The sequence below is a fragment of the Croceitalea rosinachiae genome, assembly GCF_031846445.1.
Taxonomy (GTDB): domain Bacteria; phylum Bacteroidota; class Bacteroidia; order Flavobacteriales; family Flavobacteriaceae; genus Croceitalea; species Croceitalea rosinachiae.
Window position 1 is genome coordinate 1 of sequence record NZ_JAVRHR010000002.1, and the last position, 14140, is coordinate 14140.

At 36.1% G+C, this 14140-nt stretch carries 14 protein-coding genes; 8 read left to right on the plus strand and 6 right to left on the minus strand.

Annotated features, from left to right (window positions below; genetic code table 11):
* The 8 genes from RM706_RS07640 to RM706_RS07675 form a co-directional block, all read left to right on the plus strand.
* Positions 1-444, plus strand: a 444-nt coding sequence (locus tag RM706_RS07640; RefSeq protein ID WP_311350467.1) for a hypothetical protein, incomplete at its 5' end; no start/stop codon positions are given.
* Positions 445-472: 28 nt separating this feature from the next.
* Positions 473-1117, plus strand: coding sequence for a restriction endonuclease subunit S domain-containing protein (locus RM706_RS07645; protein WP_311350468.1), 645 nt, complete (start codon positions 473-475; stop codon positions 1115-1117).
* 78 nt (positions 1118-1195) lie between these two features.
* Entirely contained in the window at positions 1196-3169 is a 1974-nt protein-coding gene (locus RM706_RS07650) for a T9SS type B sorting domain-containing protein (RefSeq protein WP_311351995.1), read from the plus strand.
* Between the two features lie 50 nt (positions 3170-3219).
* Complete coding sequence (locus RM706_RS07655) at positions 3220-4128, plus strand: PorP/SprF family type IX secretion system membrane protein (RefSeq protein WP_432264975.1); 909 nt, start codon at positions 3220-3222, stop codon at positions 4126-4128.
* Between the two features lie 76 nt (positions 4129-4204).
* Positions 4205-4738 carry an isopentenyl-diphosphate Delta-isomerase gene (gene idi / locus RM706_RS07660; RefSeq protein WP_311350470.1) on the plus strand — a complete coding sequence of 178 codons (534 nt, stop codon included), beginning with the start codon at positions 4205-4207 and terminating at the stop codon, positions 4736-4738.
* Entirely contained in the window at positions 4729-5136 is a 408-nt protein-coding gene (locus RM706_RS07665) for a 6-pyruvoyl trahydropterin synthase family protein (protein ID WP_311350471.1), read from the plus strand. The genes idi and RM706_RS07665 overlap by 10 nt, the downstream gene beginning before the upstream one ends.
* A 17-nt stretch (positions 5137-5153) precedes the next feature.
* Positions 5154-6122, plus strand: coding sequence for a type I phosphomannose isomerase catalytic subunit (locus tag RM706_RS07670; RefSeq protein ID WP_311350472.1), 969 nt, complete (start codon positions 5154-5156; stop codon positions 6120-6122).
* Between the two features lie 25 nt (positions 6123-6147).
* Positions 6148-6417: a hypothetical protein gene (locus RM706_RS07675; protein ID WP_311350473.1), complete on the plus strand. Its 270-nt coding sequence runs from the start codon at positions 6148-6150 to the stop codon at positions 6415-6417.
* Between the two features lie 4 nt (positions 6418-6421).
* On the opposite strand, the gene RM706_RS07680 is transcribed toward RM706_RS07675, so the two are convergent.
* The 6 genes from RM706_RS07680 to RM706_RS07705 form a co-directional block, all read right to left on the minus strand.
* Positions 6422-7123, minus strand: coding sequence for a DUF4369 domain-containing protein (locus RM706_RS07680; RefSeq protein WP_311350474.1), 702 nt, complete (start codon positions 7121-7123; stop codon positions 6422-6424).
* A gap of 44 nt (positions 7124-7167) precedes the next feature.
* Positions 7168-8430, minus strand: a complete 1263-nt coding sequence (locus tag RM706_RS07685; protein WP_311350475.1) for a DUF819 family protein — start codon at positions 8428-8430, stop codon at positions 7168-7170.
* Between the two features lie 43 nt (positions 8431-8473).
* Positions 8474-10672, minus strand: a complete 2199-nt coding sequence (locus RM706_RS07690) for a DUF5916 domain-containing protein (protein WP_311350476.1) — start codon at positions 10670-10672, stop codon at positions 8474-8476.
* A gap of 126 nt (positions 10673-10798) precedes the next feature.
* Positions 10799-12997: a DUF5916 domain-containing protein gene (locus RM706_RS07695; protein ID WP_311350477.1), complete on the minus strand. Its 2199-nt coding sequence runs from the start codon at positions 12995-12997 to the stop codon at positions 10799-10801.
* A 63-nt stretch (positions 12998-13060) separates the two neighbouring features.
* On the minus strand, positions 13061-13192 hold the full coding sequence (locus RM706_RS07700; protein WP_311351997.1) for a type II toxin-antitoxin system antitoxin: 132 nt from the start codon (positions 13190-13192) through the stop codon (positions 13061-13063).
* A gap of 48 nt (positions 13193-13240) precedes the next feature.
* Positions 13241-14101 carry an SPFH domain-containing protein gene (locus tag RM706_RS07705; RefSeq protein ID WP_311350478.1) on the minus strand — a complete coding sequence of 287 codons (861 nt, stop codon included), beginning with the start codon at positions 14099-14101 and terminating at the stop codon, positions 13241-13243.
* Between the last annotated feature and the right edge of the window lie 39 nt (positions 14102-14140).

Consider the following 14140-nt stretch of genomic DNA (forward strand, 5'->3'; position numbering starts at 1 on the left):
GACCAAGAAGCTGATGAAGTTGATTTAGCTACTGATGTTGACCTAAACGAAGATGGTACAGATGAAACAACGGTACAAGCGGCACTCAGTGCTTTAGACGCAATGCCAAAAATTTATGCTACTGGTAAAGTTGCAGGAACTGGAACTGCAATATCTATTTATGGTGCAACAGTTGCCAGAGTTACAGCAGATACTGAAGGTGATTACCAGGTCACTTTTTCAACAGCACTTGCAAATGCGAATTACATTATTCAGGTAGCAACATTAGATTGTGGAGGAGATTGCCCTGGTAATACAGGAGCTGACTATGATGACCCAGGGATTACCTATTATGATCAACAGACAACTGGTTTTAAAATTAATATAGGTGATAGCGATAATGGTTCAACACAAAAAGACGATATCGATCTCGAATTTATGTTTATTGTAATCGTAATTCCATAAAATCAAACACTAACAAGAAGTTTAAATAATGAGAAAAACAATAATAACCATTGGATTATTTGTTTTCTGTATATCAGTAAAAGCACAAATAGAAGGTACTTCCATACCTAGTATTCCTCAGTTAACAGCTGCAGAAATGGCCACGATTACTTCACCAAATATAGGCTCATCTGTTTTTATTATCGATGACCAAAAAGTATATATGTATACTACATCAGGTTGGGTGACTACAGATACACAAAATGCCGGTGAAGTTGATCTGATTACCCCAATTGATATGGATGAAGGAGGTGTTTCTTCGCCCACTGATGAAACAACAGTTGAACAGGCTTTACAAGCAATAGCCCCAATAACATCAGCTTCTGGTAGAATTTTTTATCCGCCTTCAATTGCTATTGATGCTTCAACAAATGGGACGGGAAGTGTTGACCTTTATCAGGCCTATCTTGACCAATTTGACTCCCCAGTCGCTTCTAGCGAGGCAGTTGACATACCTACATATGGTAGGACTGAACTCTATTATTATGTGACTGAAGCAGATGTTGATGTATTTGGCAATGGAAGTGCTGTTCAAAATATGTCGATTAATACATCTGGTGTTTTGTCCTATGAAATATTTAATCCACCAGCTGACTACAACTCATTAATTAACGTGGTATTTGTTGTAAAATAATTTAGTCAAAAACGACCCCAAATCGATTTGAAAAATTTAAATATATATAAAACAAGTATCCTCGGTATTACCTTTGTAATGCTCGGTATGCTGGTTTCCAATGCACAGTTTTTGCTACAGGCTCCGAATACCGGTGATGAGAATAATTACCAATGGTACGAAGCGCAAGATACTTCAACTGTTTTGGGAACAAGTTCATTTTACGAAGCTACACAACCTGGTATCTATTTCGCTACTTATGATGGTACTTTGTGCGGTTCAAATGCCACAGGCTATTTTATCTTAACTGATTGTACTGTACCAGATAATCAAGTTACTCTAGATATCACAGCAAATGTTCCTGCAACGGCAACTGCCAGTTGGAATCCAACGTTAATGGGAGACCAATTACAACCGACCGTAACAGCTACAGAAGATGTAGAACGTTATATAGCAACAATTACTAAAGCAGGAAATTCAATAGAATTACCGAGATTTACGGTGGTTTGTTTAAATCAGGCAGCAAATCTTGTTGATGATTTAATTTCTGTCAACGAAGACGAATCCATTGTAGTCCCAATTTTCGATAATGATTCTGATTTACCGGCAACAGGTACTTTAACTACAACTGATCCTGCGAATGGTTCCGTAATTATTGATAACAATGGGACACCAAACGACCCAACAGATGATATAGTAACTTATATCCCAGACCCAGACTACAATGGTCAAGATTCCTTTGATTATACGGTTTGCAATTCTTCTGGCGATTGCAGTTCAGCTACCGTAACCATTGACGTACTTCCTATAGTCGATACTTTTGACGATTCTGTAACTACAGATGAAGATGTTACAATTAATATCCCATGGAGTTTAAATGACAATGACCTGCCAAATGTAGGCACGTTTACAAATACCGACCCAGCCAACGGAACTGTTGTATTGAATGATAATAGCACACCAAATAATCCATCAGACGATGATATCGATTATGTTCCGAATCCAGGATTTATTGGAACAGATAGTTTTGATTATACGGTTTGTGATGATCAAGGTAATTGTGATACGGCAACCATTACTATAATTGTAACTGATAATACGGTATCAAACATTGATGCGGATAATGATGGCATCATTGACAGTTTTGAAGATTTAAATCTTGATGGGGATAATAACCCTGCAACTGACCCAACAGATACGGATGGAGACAGTATTCCTGACTATTTAGATATTGATAGTGATGATGATGGTATTCCTGATAATATTGAATCTCAAGATACGATTGGATATATTTCACCGAGTGGAGAAGATTTGAATACTAATGGTCTTGATGATGCTTATGAAGGCAATGGTAATATCGGTTTGATTCCTATTGATACTGATGGTGATGGATTGCCTGACTATGTTGATGATGATAGTGATGGTGACGGTGTGCCCGACAATATAGAAGCCCACGATTTTGATCAAGATGGCGCTCCAGATTTAGTTTGGACGGGGTCTGATAAAGATATGGATGGTCTTGATGATGGTTATGAAGGCGATACCCAGATTGATGATGACATAAATGATGAGATAGATGACCCAAGTTCTGATTTACCAGATACCGATCAAGATGGAGAACCTGACTATAGGGATTTAGATGATGATGATGATGGAATTGAAACAATTGATGAAGATTTGAACGCTGATGGTAATTTCGCCAATGATGATTCAGATCAGGATGGGGTTCCTAATTATTTAGACCCAGATTTGGGTCCAACTCAAGTAGATGAAATAGAAGTATTTAATGTACTAACTCCAAACGGTGATGGTATTCATGATGTACTTCGAATAGCAAACATAGAAGATTACCCAAACAATACCGTTAAAATTTATAATAGATGGGGCGTACAGGTTTTCATAACCAAGTCCTATAACTCCTCAGGCAATGTCTTTGATGGTACCTCTACAGGTAGGGTTACCATTGATCAAGACAACAAACTTCCTGTTGGTACGTATTTCTATATCATAGATTACGAAGACCTAACAGGTAGTATGAAACAATTATCAGGTTACATATACATTAATAGGTAAAAGAAAAAGCTGTGGAGAAGAGACTAAAAAAAGGATTTGTACGACTAGGTTTGTTATTGATAGTATTGTCATGCAATTCTATAGTGTCCCAACAAGATGCACAGTATACACAATATATGTACAATACTGTAAGTGTAAACCCTGCATATGCAGGTTCTCGTGGGCATATGAGTATTGGTGCATTATATCGTGCACAATGGGTAGGTTTAGACGGCGCGCCAGAAACCCAAACATTAAATATTCATACCCCTTTAGGATATAGAGGTGTTGGAGCTGGACTATCATTTGTTAATGACATTATAGGACCGACTTCAGAAACGTATTTCGATTTAGATTTTTCTTATACGGTTCTAACTGGTATAGAGGGAAAACTTAGTTTTGGTTTAAAGGCAAGCGCGCATTTGCTGGATGTAAAATTTTCAGAACTAAATCAGGATGGCGGTCAAGGTCCAGATCCTACACTACAACAAAATATTGATAACCGCTTTTCACCTAATGTTGGTGCCGGGGTATATTATCATACACAAAATTTTTACGCAGGCCTTTCTATTCCAAGGTTTTTAGAAACTACACATTTTGATGAATCATCTTTATCAACTGCTGCTGAACAGATGAATTGGTATTTTATTACGGGCTATGTTTGGGATTTAAATGCCTTTTTAAAATTTAAACCAGCAGTTTTGGCTAAGGCTACTCAAGGAGCTCCATTACAGGTAGATGTTTCAGCTAATTTTATGTTTAATGAAAAATTTGTTGTCGGAGCAGCTTATAGATGGGATGCTGCTTTTAGTGGCTTAGCAGGTTTTCAAATATCCGACCAGTTTCTAATTGGCATTGCTTACGACAGAGAGATTACCGATTTAGGAGCTACTACTTTCAATGATGGTTCTTTTGAAATTGTATTGCGTTACGATTTTATTAGAGCGGTAGGTAATCTAAAATCACCTCGCTTCTTCTAGATTTTACTTATGAAAGCATAATATTTTATAACCAAAAGGATTGATGAATTTCCTTTAAAGGTTATATTTTTACCTAATGGAAGAGAAAGTTGTTCTTGTTGATGAAAATAATCGACAAATAGGTTTAATGCCCAAAATGGAGGCTCATGAAAAAGCAATTCTTCATAGGGCTTTTTCGGTTTTTGTGTTGAACGAAAAACGAGAGATTATGCTGCAGCAGCGTGCGGCCCATAAATATCACTCTCCTTTACTTTGGACAAACACTTGTTGTAGTCATCAACGAGATGGTGAAACCAATATCGAAGCTGGTAAACGAAGGTTAATGGAGGAGATGGGTTTTATGGTTGAACTGAAAGAACTCTTTTCATTTATATATAAGGCTCCTTTTGATAATGGCCTTACGGAACATGAGTTTGATCACGTGATGATTGGTTATTCTAATCAAGAACCCAAAATAAATCTTGAGGAAGTAGCAAACTGGAAATGGATGCATCCTGAAGCTATCAAAGAAGATATTGCTGAAAACCCAGATAAATATACGGCTTGGTTTAAGATAATTTTTGATAGATTTTATGATTATTTGATTAAAAATTCTGAACCATGCGCGTAAAAGTTAGTAGAAAGGCAAGTTTTAATGCTGCGCATCGGTTATATAATCCTGAATGGGGCAGCAAAAAAAATGATGAAGTCTTTGGTAAGTGCAATAACCCTAGATTTCATGGTCATAACTATGATTTGATAGTTAGCGTAACTGGTGTAATCGACCCAGAAACAGGCTATGTAATGGATATGAAAGTTCTTAAAGATTTGATCAAAGATAGAGTTGAAGAGGCTTTTGACCATAAAAATCTAAATTTAGACGTACCTGATTTTGCAAGTTTGAACCCAACAGCTGAAAATATTGCAGTTGTTATATGGAATCGGCTTCGACCACATATCAATCCAGAAAATGAACTAGAGATAATTTTGTATGAAACACCTCGGAACTTTGTCACTTACTTAGGCTAAACTTATATAATAAAAACATGAATCTTTACCCTTTAAAATTTGAGCCCATTCTAAAAGAGCGTCTTTGGGGCGGTACTAAACTAAAAGATGTTTTGAACAAACCTATAGAAAGTGATATTACGGGAGAGAGTTGGGAGCTTTCGACAGTAAAAGGTGACGTTTCAGTAATTGCAAATGGGGATTTAAAAGGAACCTCGTTGCAATACTTGATTAACAAACAAGCTGAGGCATTGTTAGGAAAAAATGTGGTGGAACGCTTTGGTCATGATTTTCCTATTTTAATAAAATTTATTGACGCAAAAAAAGATTTATCTATACAACTACATCCTAATGATGAGTTGGCAAAAGAGCGCCATAACTCCTTTGGAAAAACAGAGATGTGGTACATTATGGATGCTGATTCCGGTGCAAATTTGATTGTAGGTTTCAATAAGGATGTCGAGAAAGAGACATATAAAAATAGCCTTGAAGACAATACGCTGCTAGAACTTTTGAATTATGAAGAAGTGAAAGAAGGGGATACTTTCTTTATTAATACTGGAAAAATACATGCCATTGGTGCAGGTGTGCTTTTGGCTGAAATTCAACAGACTTCAGATGTTACGTACAGGGTTTTCGATTTTAATCGAAAGGATAAAAATGGGAATCTTAGGGAATTACATACTGATTTGGCATTAGATGCGATTGACTATTCTAAGAAAGATGATTTCAAGGTTCTATATGGTACTGATAAGGACAAAGTAAATCAAATGGTAGATTGTCCTTACTTTAAGACCAATTCTTTACATCTTACAAAAGATATGTCACAAGATATAGGTTTAAGGGACTCTTTTACTATTCTGATGTGCGTTAGTGGTAAAGGGAAAATTACCACCGAAAATGGCATTATTGACTTTAAAAAGGGAGAAACAGTATTGATACCTGCATCAGCCCAGAAACTTGAAATCATAACTAACGGAGCACAGCTTTTAGAAGTAACAATTTAGTAGTACTTTTGATTAAAACGATATTATGGCTAGTATTCGCGATTTAAAAAAGGACATCAATTTTGTTCTTGGCGATATTATAGAAGCGGTTTATCAGTGGGAGGCTGCGACGAACAATAAAAATTCTGAAGAAGGCTCTGCTTTAGTAGATAAGGCTATTGATACTTTTGACTATTTGATGGACAAAGTGAATACCAAAGCCGAAGATAAAAAAGCACATTTCAAATCGGTTCGTACCGAACTAGAAACAAAAGCTACAGAATTGGTAGAAAAGTTAAATGCCTTAGGAAGTTAAAGAATTACCTATTTAATCTTTCTAAATACTCTTTTAAAGCTTTACCGTACTTAGAATCTGCTACTTTTTGGCTTAGATTATTATGAATAGAATCTAAATATTTTGGATTTGCGTCCGATGCTTCGGTCAGGGCTACATAAGGCGTAATATATGAGTCAGGGTTATTGAGGCTAAAGTTAAGAACATACTGATACTTTCTGATTGCATTTTTTTGACTAATTGCAGCAAGTGAATCCAATGCCTTGGCATTGTCTTTCAGCTCAGGCAAAAGACTGGTTTGAAAAACTTCAATATCGCGAGTATTGAACTTTGACAACATAGCTTTAAATTTAGAGAACGATTCATGCGATTTAGAACCGTTAATTTCAGTATTGGTATCAACTGTATTCCATGCTGTTTTAATTGATATATTTCCAGGTTCACCAAAGAAGGTAATTCTATCGTTTATATCATTATTATCTGCTTTATCTAAGTATAAATAGAAAATTTCAGGGCTCTCAAGCTCTTGAGTAAATGTGAAATTACCATTCCCTTTTATCTCCAAAGAATCTAAATTGATCAAAGAAGAGTCTTGAAAGTGCTGTAAATAGAGCGTTCCCTTTTTAAGACCAGCAATGTTGCCAGTAACATTCATGGTTCTTTCTGAGGTTTCTTCACATGCACCTATAAGGGTTAACAGAACAATTGCTAGAACTAATCTTTTCATTTTTAAAATTTAGAAGCGCAAATATCGAGAAAGTGTTTGTCTTTTTAAACTTTTGAAGCGACTTCCATTAAAAGAGCGCATAAATAAGCGCCTCCTGTACCGACCACATATCCAAAAACCGCTAATAAAATACCTACTGACGTCAAAGACGGATGAAACTCCGCGGCAACCACAGGAGCAGATGCCGCACCACCAACATTAGCTTGGCTACCAACTGCTAAAAAGAAGAAGGGAGCTTTAATAATTTTAGCTACTATAATTAAGAGTCCTGCATGAATTGTAATCCAAATAAGACCAATAGCTATCAAACCTGGATTTTCAAAGACAGCGCCCAAGTCCATTTTCATTCCGATGGTAGCAACTAAAATATAAATAAAAACACTCCCGATTTTACTGGCACCAGCACCTTCATAATTCTTGGCTTTTGTAAAAGAAAGCCCTATGCCGATTACGGTAGCAAATACGACCATCCAAAGAAATTTTGAACCAAGAGATGACAATACTTTTTCTTTATCCCTGATTACTTCAAAAGTGTTTTCTAGGAATTCCGCAAAATGATTTCCAAGAAAATGAGCAAGACCAACTCCCGCAAAAGCATATAGTAATAGCATCATAAAATCATGAAGCGAGGTTACTCTTGCAATTTTGGCGGTATGTTCTGATACTTTTATTTTAAGGGCTTCAATCGAGGAAGTATCAGCTTTTAACCAAGTATCAATTTTTTTGGTTTTCCCAACTCCTAGTAAGATGACTGCCATCCAGAGATTTGCTACTACAATATCTATCAAGACCATTCCTCCATATTTTTCTTGATTGAATTCGAAAACTTCTAACATAGCGGCCTGGTTGGCACCACCACCAATCCAGCTACCAGCAATAGTTGCCAAACCTCTCCAAACTGCATCTGGACCAACTCCGCCGACCGTTTCGGGTGAAAAAATGGAAACCGTAAGAATAGCAATTGGCCCACCAATAATAATACCTGCAGTACCTGTTAAAAACATAATTAAGGCTTTTGAACCAAGATTTAAGATTGCTTTTAAGTCAATACTTAAGGTCATAAGTATTAAAGCTGCAGGTAATAAATAGCGACTTGCGATATAATAAGATTGCGAACTTTTCTCATCGATAATCCCACTACTTGCCAAAATAGACGGTAATAAATAGCACATTAACACGGTGGGTACAATGGAATAAAATTTTTCCCAAAAAGTGTTTTTTTTTGAAGAGGTATAAAAGACAAAGCCTAAACATAGTGCAAGAAGACCAAAGATTAAAGTATCTTCGGTAAATGGTAGTTGGTTCATAGGGTTGTTGCTATTTCTCCAAATATAGCAAAATCAGAATGAGCTATATATTAAGCCAATACGTAAACTTTAAGTTTATTGAGCGGCTTCTGGGCATAAAGGTATCTACAAAATAGTTGTCATTATAAACTATAAATAAATCCGATAGTGGGGCAAAACGCCATTGCAGGCGAGAGTTGAAGCCAAGATTATCGCGCTGGTTACTGTATTGAACTAGAGTTGACCAGAAAACAGATTTATTGAAAGTAATATTTATTCTGGGGCTAATCAACCATAAATCAGCACTTGGAAAAGGGTCTGGTAACGTAATCTTATCATAATTTAAATTCAATGATAAAAACACTTTCGGCTGTAAGCGTAAACTCATGTCTCCTTCAAGTGAAAAACGAGTTCCATTGTAAAAATCTCCATATTGAGGTTCTAAAGAATAAGAGAATGTTTTTCTTCTGTCTGATTGATATTGCAACTCAAAAGACGTGTAATAATAACCCACGTCAGCCGGCAATTCTATAGCTCCATCAGTACCGGTAGGGTCAAAAGTATCTGTTAGAAAAGTGAATCTGTTAAACATTCTTATAGATATCTCTTCTTGCTGCTTGAATTGCGCACCCCAGGAACTAAAAATGGTATAATCCGTATTTTGATAATCAAGAGTTGGCCTCCAAATAAAGTTAGGACTAATTCTAAAACCATGCGAATTCAATTTTCCTTTCTTTGGCCAAAAATTATACTCTGCAAATGGTCGCGCGGCAATAATATCTGTGCGTCTAACAAAACCTAAATCAGACCTGAAGTCATTACCAACATAATTGCCTCTTAAACCAAAATTTATATTTCTTGAATTGTATCGTAAGTCTATACCTGTGGAACTGTCATCGTCACCAATGTCGTTCGCAAAAGACTTATGAAAGTAAAATTTGCCTACCCACGTATTATCTGCTGAAGCCAAGTTATAATCTAGACCAACTACTCTATTGTATCTATCCGTTTCTTCAACGAAATCATAATCTTTAAAAGTTTCTCTGTTAACAAAAATGAAACTAAGATTTGATCTAGAAAACATCTTTTTTTGCAGCGCGAATACAGTATTATTATTACTTGCTATTTCATTTGATAAGTCTTCTTCAGTTTGAAGATTTAAAAGCCCCAAGCGCCAATCTTCATTAAGCTTACCACTTAATCGTATGCCACCAATAATACCATTCTCAACACTTTCACCATCAATGTCTTCAGCGATACCGATACGTCTTGAAAAGAAGGGATTCGCATCACGTCTATTTCCAAAACTTGCAAAAAGGTCATTGTTGTCTACGAAGAACTGTCGTCTTTCTGGAAGTGCAACTTCGAATCGAGTGAGGTTTGTAATAAAATTGTCTACTTCAACTGTAGAAAAATCTGGATTTATTGTTAGGTCCAGATTTAAACTATTCCCAACGGATATTTTTGCATCACCTCCCACAGTTAAGGTGTTCAGGTTTTCATTGTTTTCAAAGTCTTTAGCACTTATCGTATTTACATATGGTATTAATGCAATAGGGGTTCTTGACTTACCCAAAGGTTTTTCAAAAACCATATCGCCCATAAAAGCTAGACTGAAAATTAATTGGTTTTGAGGAATCTCCATCCATGTACTGGTTTCATTTGATTGCGTATCAAAACGATAACTGTTCATTCGCCATTTGGTTTCACCTTCTTTAAATTTAAAAGAGGTCAATGGAATTGCCCATTCGGTAATATAATACCCGTCGTAAATTTTTGATTCACCTCGCCATTTTACATCCCAAGATGTTGTAAATCCGTTCAAATCAAATCCTCCACCAGAAATCAAAGCTTCTCGTCTTACACCATAAGGGTTTGAACCAAATAAAAAGGCATTGGTGCCATCGTTAAACGTATCGAACATGATACTGATGTTATCATTACCACCAGCCCTAAAATCACGTTGTAATGACGGAACTACGTAATCATCGCCTGCTGTATAAACCGTTATACCCACGTACAAAGTCGTATTGCTGTATAGCATTTTAATATCGGATTGTTGAACGGCTAGAATAGAGTCTGATGGAAAATACTGCTGAAAATTATTGGCGCTTTCCGCTGATTCCCAAATGGGTTCATCTAATATCCCATCAATTTTGATTTCATCTTCAATGAACTTTACAGTAAATGATTTAGGGTTGTTTTGAGTAAAACTTTGAAAGAAAACAAGCAAAAATGCTAGCGAAACGTAAATTTTCGACATAGGTACATTTGAATTAGCGTTCAAATTTAAGCTTTAGGGGCGTTAAAAAAATCCCAAAAAAAAATTGATAAAATCTGTTGACTATAATGAAACCTTCATCAATAGATGGTTAAGTTTTTTGAGCACTTAGATATTAAGCCAGTAGGTCAATTTTAGATTTATTGAGCGGCTTCTTGGCATAAAGGAGTTCACGAAGTAATTGTCATTATAGACAATAAAAAGATCAGATAAAGGTGCAAAACGCCATTGTAGCCTTGAATTTATGCCCAGATTATCTCTTTGGTTGCTATATTGAATTAGAGTAGACCAAAACAAAGATTTACTAAAAGTAATGTTTGCTCTCGGGCTAATTAGCCATATATCCGCACTGGAGTAGGGGGTTGGCAATTCAATATGGTCATATTGTGCGTTAAACCCAATGTTGATTTTAGGAATAAATCGCAAAGTAAATTGGGTTTCAACAGAATAACGATTACCATTAAAGAAACTTCCATAACTTGGTTGTATAGCAAAAGCAAAGAGTTTTCGATTGTCTGATTCAAAACCCAAAGAGACATTGCTAAAATGATAACCTTGATTCGCGGGTAATGGTACTGCATTATCTTTACCAGTGGGCTCAAACTCATCCGTTAAGTATACGAATCGTTTTCCATACCTAATTCGAAGACGTTCCAATGTCTTAAATTCTGCAGAAGTTTCTAATGAAATATCGTAATCAGTATTCCTAAAATCTAAGCCTGGACGCCAGGTCACCACGTTAAAGAGCTGTGCTTGATATCGATTTATTTTTCCTTTTTTTGGCCAATATCGCCCCTCAAAAATATTGGCGATTTTAAAAATATCTTTTCGCCTAATAAAACCTAAGTCTGAATTGAATTCTTCATCAATTGAAACAGCATCAACAATCGCTGAAAAATTACGGGTGTTTTTTCCCAGGTTGAAGCCTAATGAATAATTACCTTCATTATCTTCAGGTTGAAATGACTTATGGGCATAAAATTTACCTGTCCAGCTGTTATCCGCGGAGGCCAAGTTATAGTCTAAACCAACTACGCGATTATATTCTTTATCCTCAGGTAAAAAAGAAGCTGCATTAATGGCTTGCCTATTGATAAAGAACACCCCTAAGTTAGACCTTGAAAACAACTTTTGCTGCAAAGCAAACATCATATTATTATTAGATGCTATCTCATTTTCAGCATCCTCTTCTGTTTGAATGTTCAAGAATCCTAATCGAAGATTTTGATTTAATTTTCCACTTAGCCGCAAGCCTCCAATAATTCTATTTTCAATGGTGTTGTCGGCTGTGTCAACAGCAATACCAATTCTGCGTGAAAAGAAAGGATTGGCATCTCTTCCACCACCAAAACTCCCAAAAAGGTCATTATTATCTACAAAAAACTGACGGCGTTCTGGTAAAGCTACCTCAAAGCGAGTGAGATTGGTGATAAAATTGTCAACTTCGACTGTAGAAAAATCTGGGTTAATGGTTAAATCAAGATTTAAACTATTACCTACAGCTATTTTTGCGTCTGCCCCAACTTTAAAATTATTCAGACTTTCATTGTTTTCAAAATCTTTTGCACTAATACCATTCAAATATGGGATTAGAGCAAGAGGTGTTCTTGATTTTCCCAAAGGCTTTTCAAAAATCATATCGCCCATAAATGCCAAACTAAAAATGAATTGGTTTTGCGGGATTTTAATCCAAGTAGTGCGTTCATTTGTTTGCATGTCAAGACGGTAGCTGTTAAAACGGAACTTGGTCTCACCTTCTTTAAATTTAAAAGAAGTCAATGGTATTGCTATTTCAGCAATAAAATGGTCGTCATTTATTTTAGATTCACCTCGCCATTTTACATCCCAAGAAGTTGTAAAACCATTTCTGGCAGTTCCGCCTCCAGAAATTAAAGCTTCTCTTCTGACCCCAAAAGGATTTATTCCAAAAAGGAAGGCATTGGTACCATCATTAAAAGTGTCAAAAACTAAACTTACCTGGTCTATACCTCCGCCTCTAAAATCGCGTTGTAATGAATTAGTTAGAAAATCTTTTCCCTGGGCATTCCCTTTAATAGCTATATATAGTGTGGTTTTGCTATATAGCATTTTGATATCTGTCTGTTGTAGTGCTAAAATGGAATCTGAAGGGAAATATTGGTGAAAATCTTTAGCACTTTCAGCAGTATCCCAAATAGCCTCATCAAGAATACCATCTATTTTAATCTCATCGGTAATAAGTTTTACTGTGAAAGATTTTTGTTGATTTTGAGCATTTAGTTGGATACAGAGTAGCAGAAAAAAAAGCGAGGCATGAGTCTTTGCCATAGATCGGTTTGAATTAGTCGCCCAAATTTAAGCTTTAGCTACGTTAAAAAAATGTAAAAAGGGTTACTCTTTTTCTGGTCTTTTATTTTTTGGTTCTCGTTTGGCATCTTTCAAACTTTTCATTAGCATCCATTCAATTTGGCCATTGGTACTACGAAATTCGTCATTAGCCCATTTTTCAATAGCTTTTAGCATGTTTTCATTTACTCGCAAAGCGAAAGCTTTTTTCTTCAATGCCTTATTTTAGTGGTTTAAGGTTCCCGTATTTAAAACTGGTGAAGCGTCTTTATCTGAGCATAAAACTACCATAAGATTACTGACCATGGCTGCTTTTCTTTCTTCGTCTAAATCTACAATTTGTTTTTCGCTTAACTCTGCCAAAGCCATCTCTACCATGCTCACAGCACCTTCCACAATTTTATGTCTTGCAGCAACAATTGCAGTAGCTTGCTGTCTTTTAAGCATTGCATTGGCAATTTCTTGAGCATAAGCAAGATAACCAATCCTAGCTTCTAAAACTTCAATGCCAGCCATTTCAAGCCTATCTTGAATCTCTTTTTCTAGGGCTTCACTTACCTCGTTTACACTTGAACGCAGTGTGATGTCTTCTTCAATACCTTCGTCGGCAAAATTATCATAGGGGTACATACTTGCCAACTTACGAACGGCCGCGTCAGTTTGAACACGAACAAAGTTTTTGTAATCATCTACATCAAAGGCTGCCTTATACGTATCGGTGACCCGCCAAACCAAAATGGTGCTGATCATTATCGGGTTACCTAATTTATCATTGACTTTAAGACGCTCGCTATCAAAGTTACTGGCGCGCAATGAGATTTTCTTTTTTGAATATAGCGGGTTGACCCAATATAAACCGTTCTTTTTAATGGTACCTACGTATTTTCCGAATAGTAGTAGGACCCTTGAACTGTTTGGATTGACCAAGACCAAACCAAGAGCAGTAACTATCCCAAAAAAAATACTAAATGCGAACCACGGAGATTCAGTGTTTATTAAAGCTACTATTCCCCCAATAAAAAGTAATAAGCTTATAAATAGCATAAAGTAGCCATTAAGGGGAGCTACTATTTTTTCGTTTGACATAGTATAAAAATTATATGATATTAAAATGATATCATAAAT

What these genes read in the sequence shown, in the direction of transcription:
- RM706_RS07670 (WP_311350472.1), top strand. Translation starts at nt 5,154, where the DNA reads ATGAATCTTTACCCTTTAAAATTTGAGCCCATTCTAAAAGAGCGTCTT.
- RM706_RS07675 (WP_311350473.1), top strand. Translation starts at nt 6,148, where the DNA reads ATGGCTAGTATTCGCGATTTAAAAAAGGACATCAATTTTGTTCTTGGC.
- idi (WP_311350470.1), top strand. Translation starts at nt 4,205, where the DNA reads ATGGAAGAGAAAGTTGTTCTTGTTGATGAAAATAATCGACAAATAGGT.
- RM706_RS07690 (WP_311350476.1), bottom strand. Translation starts at nt 10,672, where the DNA reads ATGTCGAAAATTTACGTTTCGCTAGCATTTTTGCTTGTTTTCTTTCAA.
- RM706_RS07685 (WP_311350475.1), bottom strand. Translation starts at nt 8,430, where the DNA reads ATGAACCAACTACCATTTACCGAAGATACTTTAATCTTTGGTCTTCTT.
- RM706_RS07650 (WP_311351995.1), top strand. Translation starts at nt 1,196, where the DNA reads ATGCTCGGTATGCTGGTTTCCAATGCACAGTTTTTGCTACAGGCTCCG.
- RM706_RS07705 (WP_311350478.1), bottom strand. Translation starts at nt 14,101, where the DNA reads ATGTCAAACGAAAAAATAGTAGCTCCCCTTAATGGCTACTTTATGCTA.
- RM706_RS07695 (WP_311350477.1), bottom strand. Translation starts at nt 12,997, where the DNA reads ATGGCAAAGACTCATGCCTCGCTTTTTTTTCTGCTACTCTGTATCCAA.
- RM706_RS07700 (WP_311351997.1), bottom strand. Translation starts at nt 13,192, where the DNA reads ATGCTAAAAGCTATTGAAAAATGGGCTAATGACGAATTTCGTAGTACC.
- RM706_RS07645 (WP_311350468.1), top strand. Translation starts at nt 473, where the DNA reads ATGAGAAAAACAATAATAACCATTGGATTATTTGTTTTCTGTATATCA.
- RM706_RS07665 (WP_311350471.1), top strand. Translation starts at nt 4,729, where the DNA reads ATGCGCGTAAAAGTTAGTAGAAAGGCAAGTTTTAATGCTGCGCATCGG.
- RM706_RS07680 (WP_311350474.1), bottom strand. Translation starts at nt 7,123, where the DNA reads ATGAAAAGATTAGTTCTAGCAATTGTTCTGTTAACCCTTATAGGTGCA.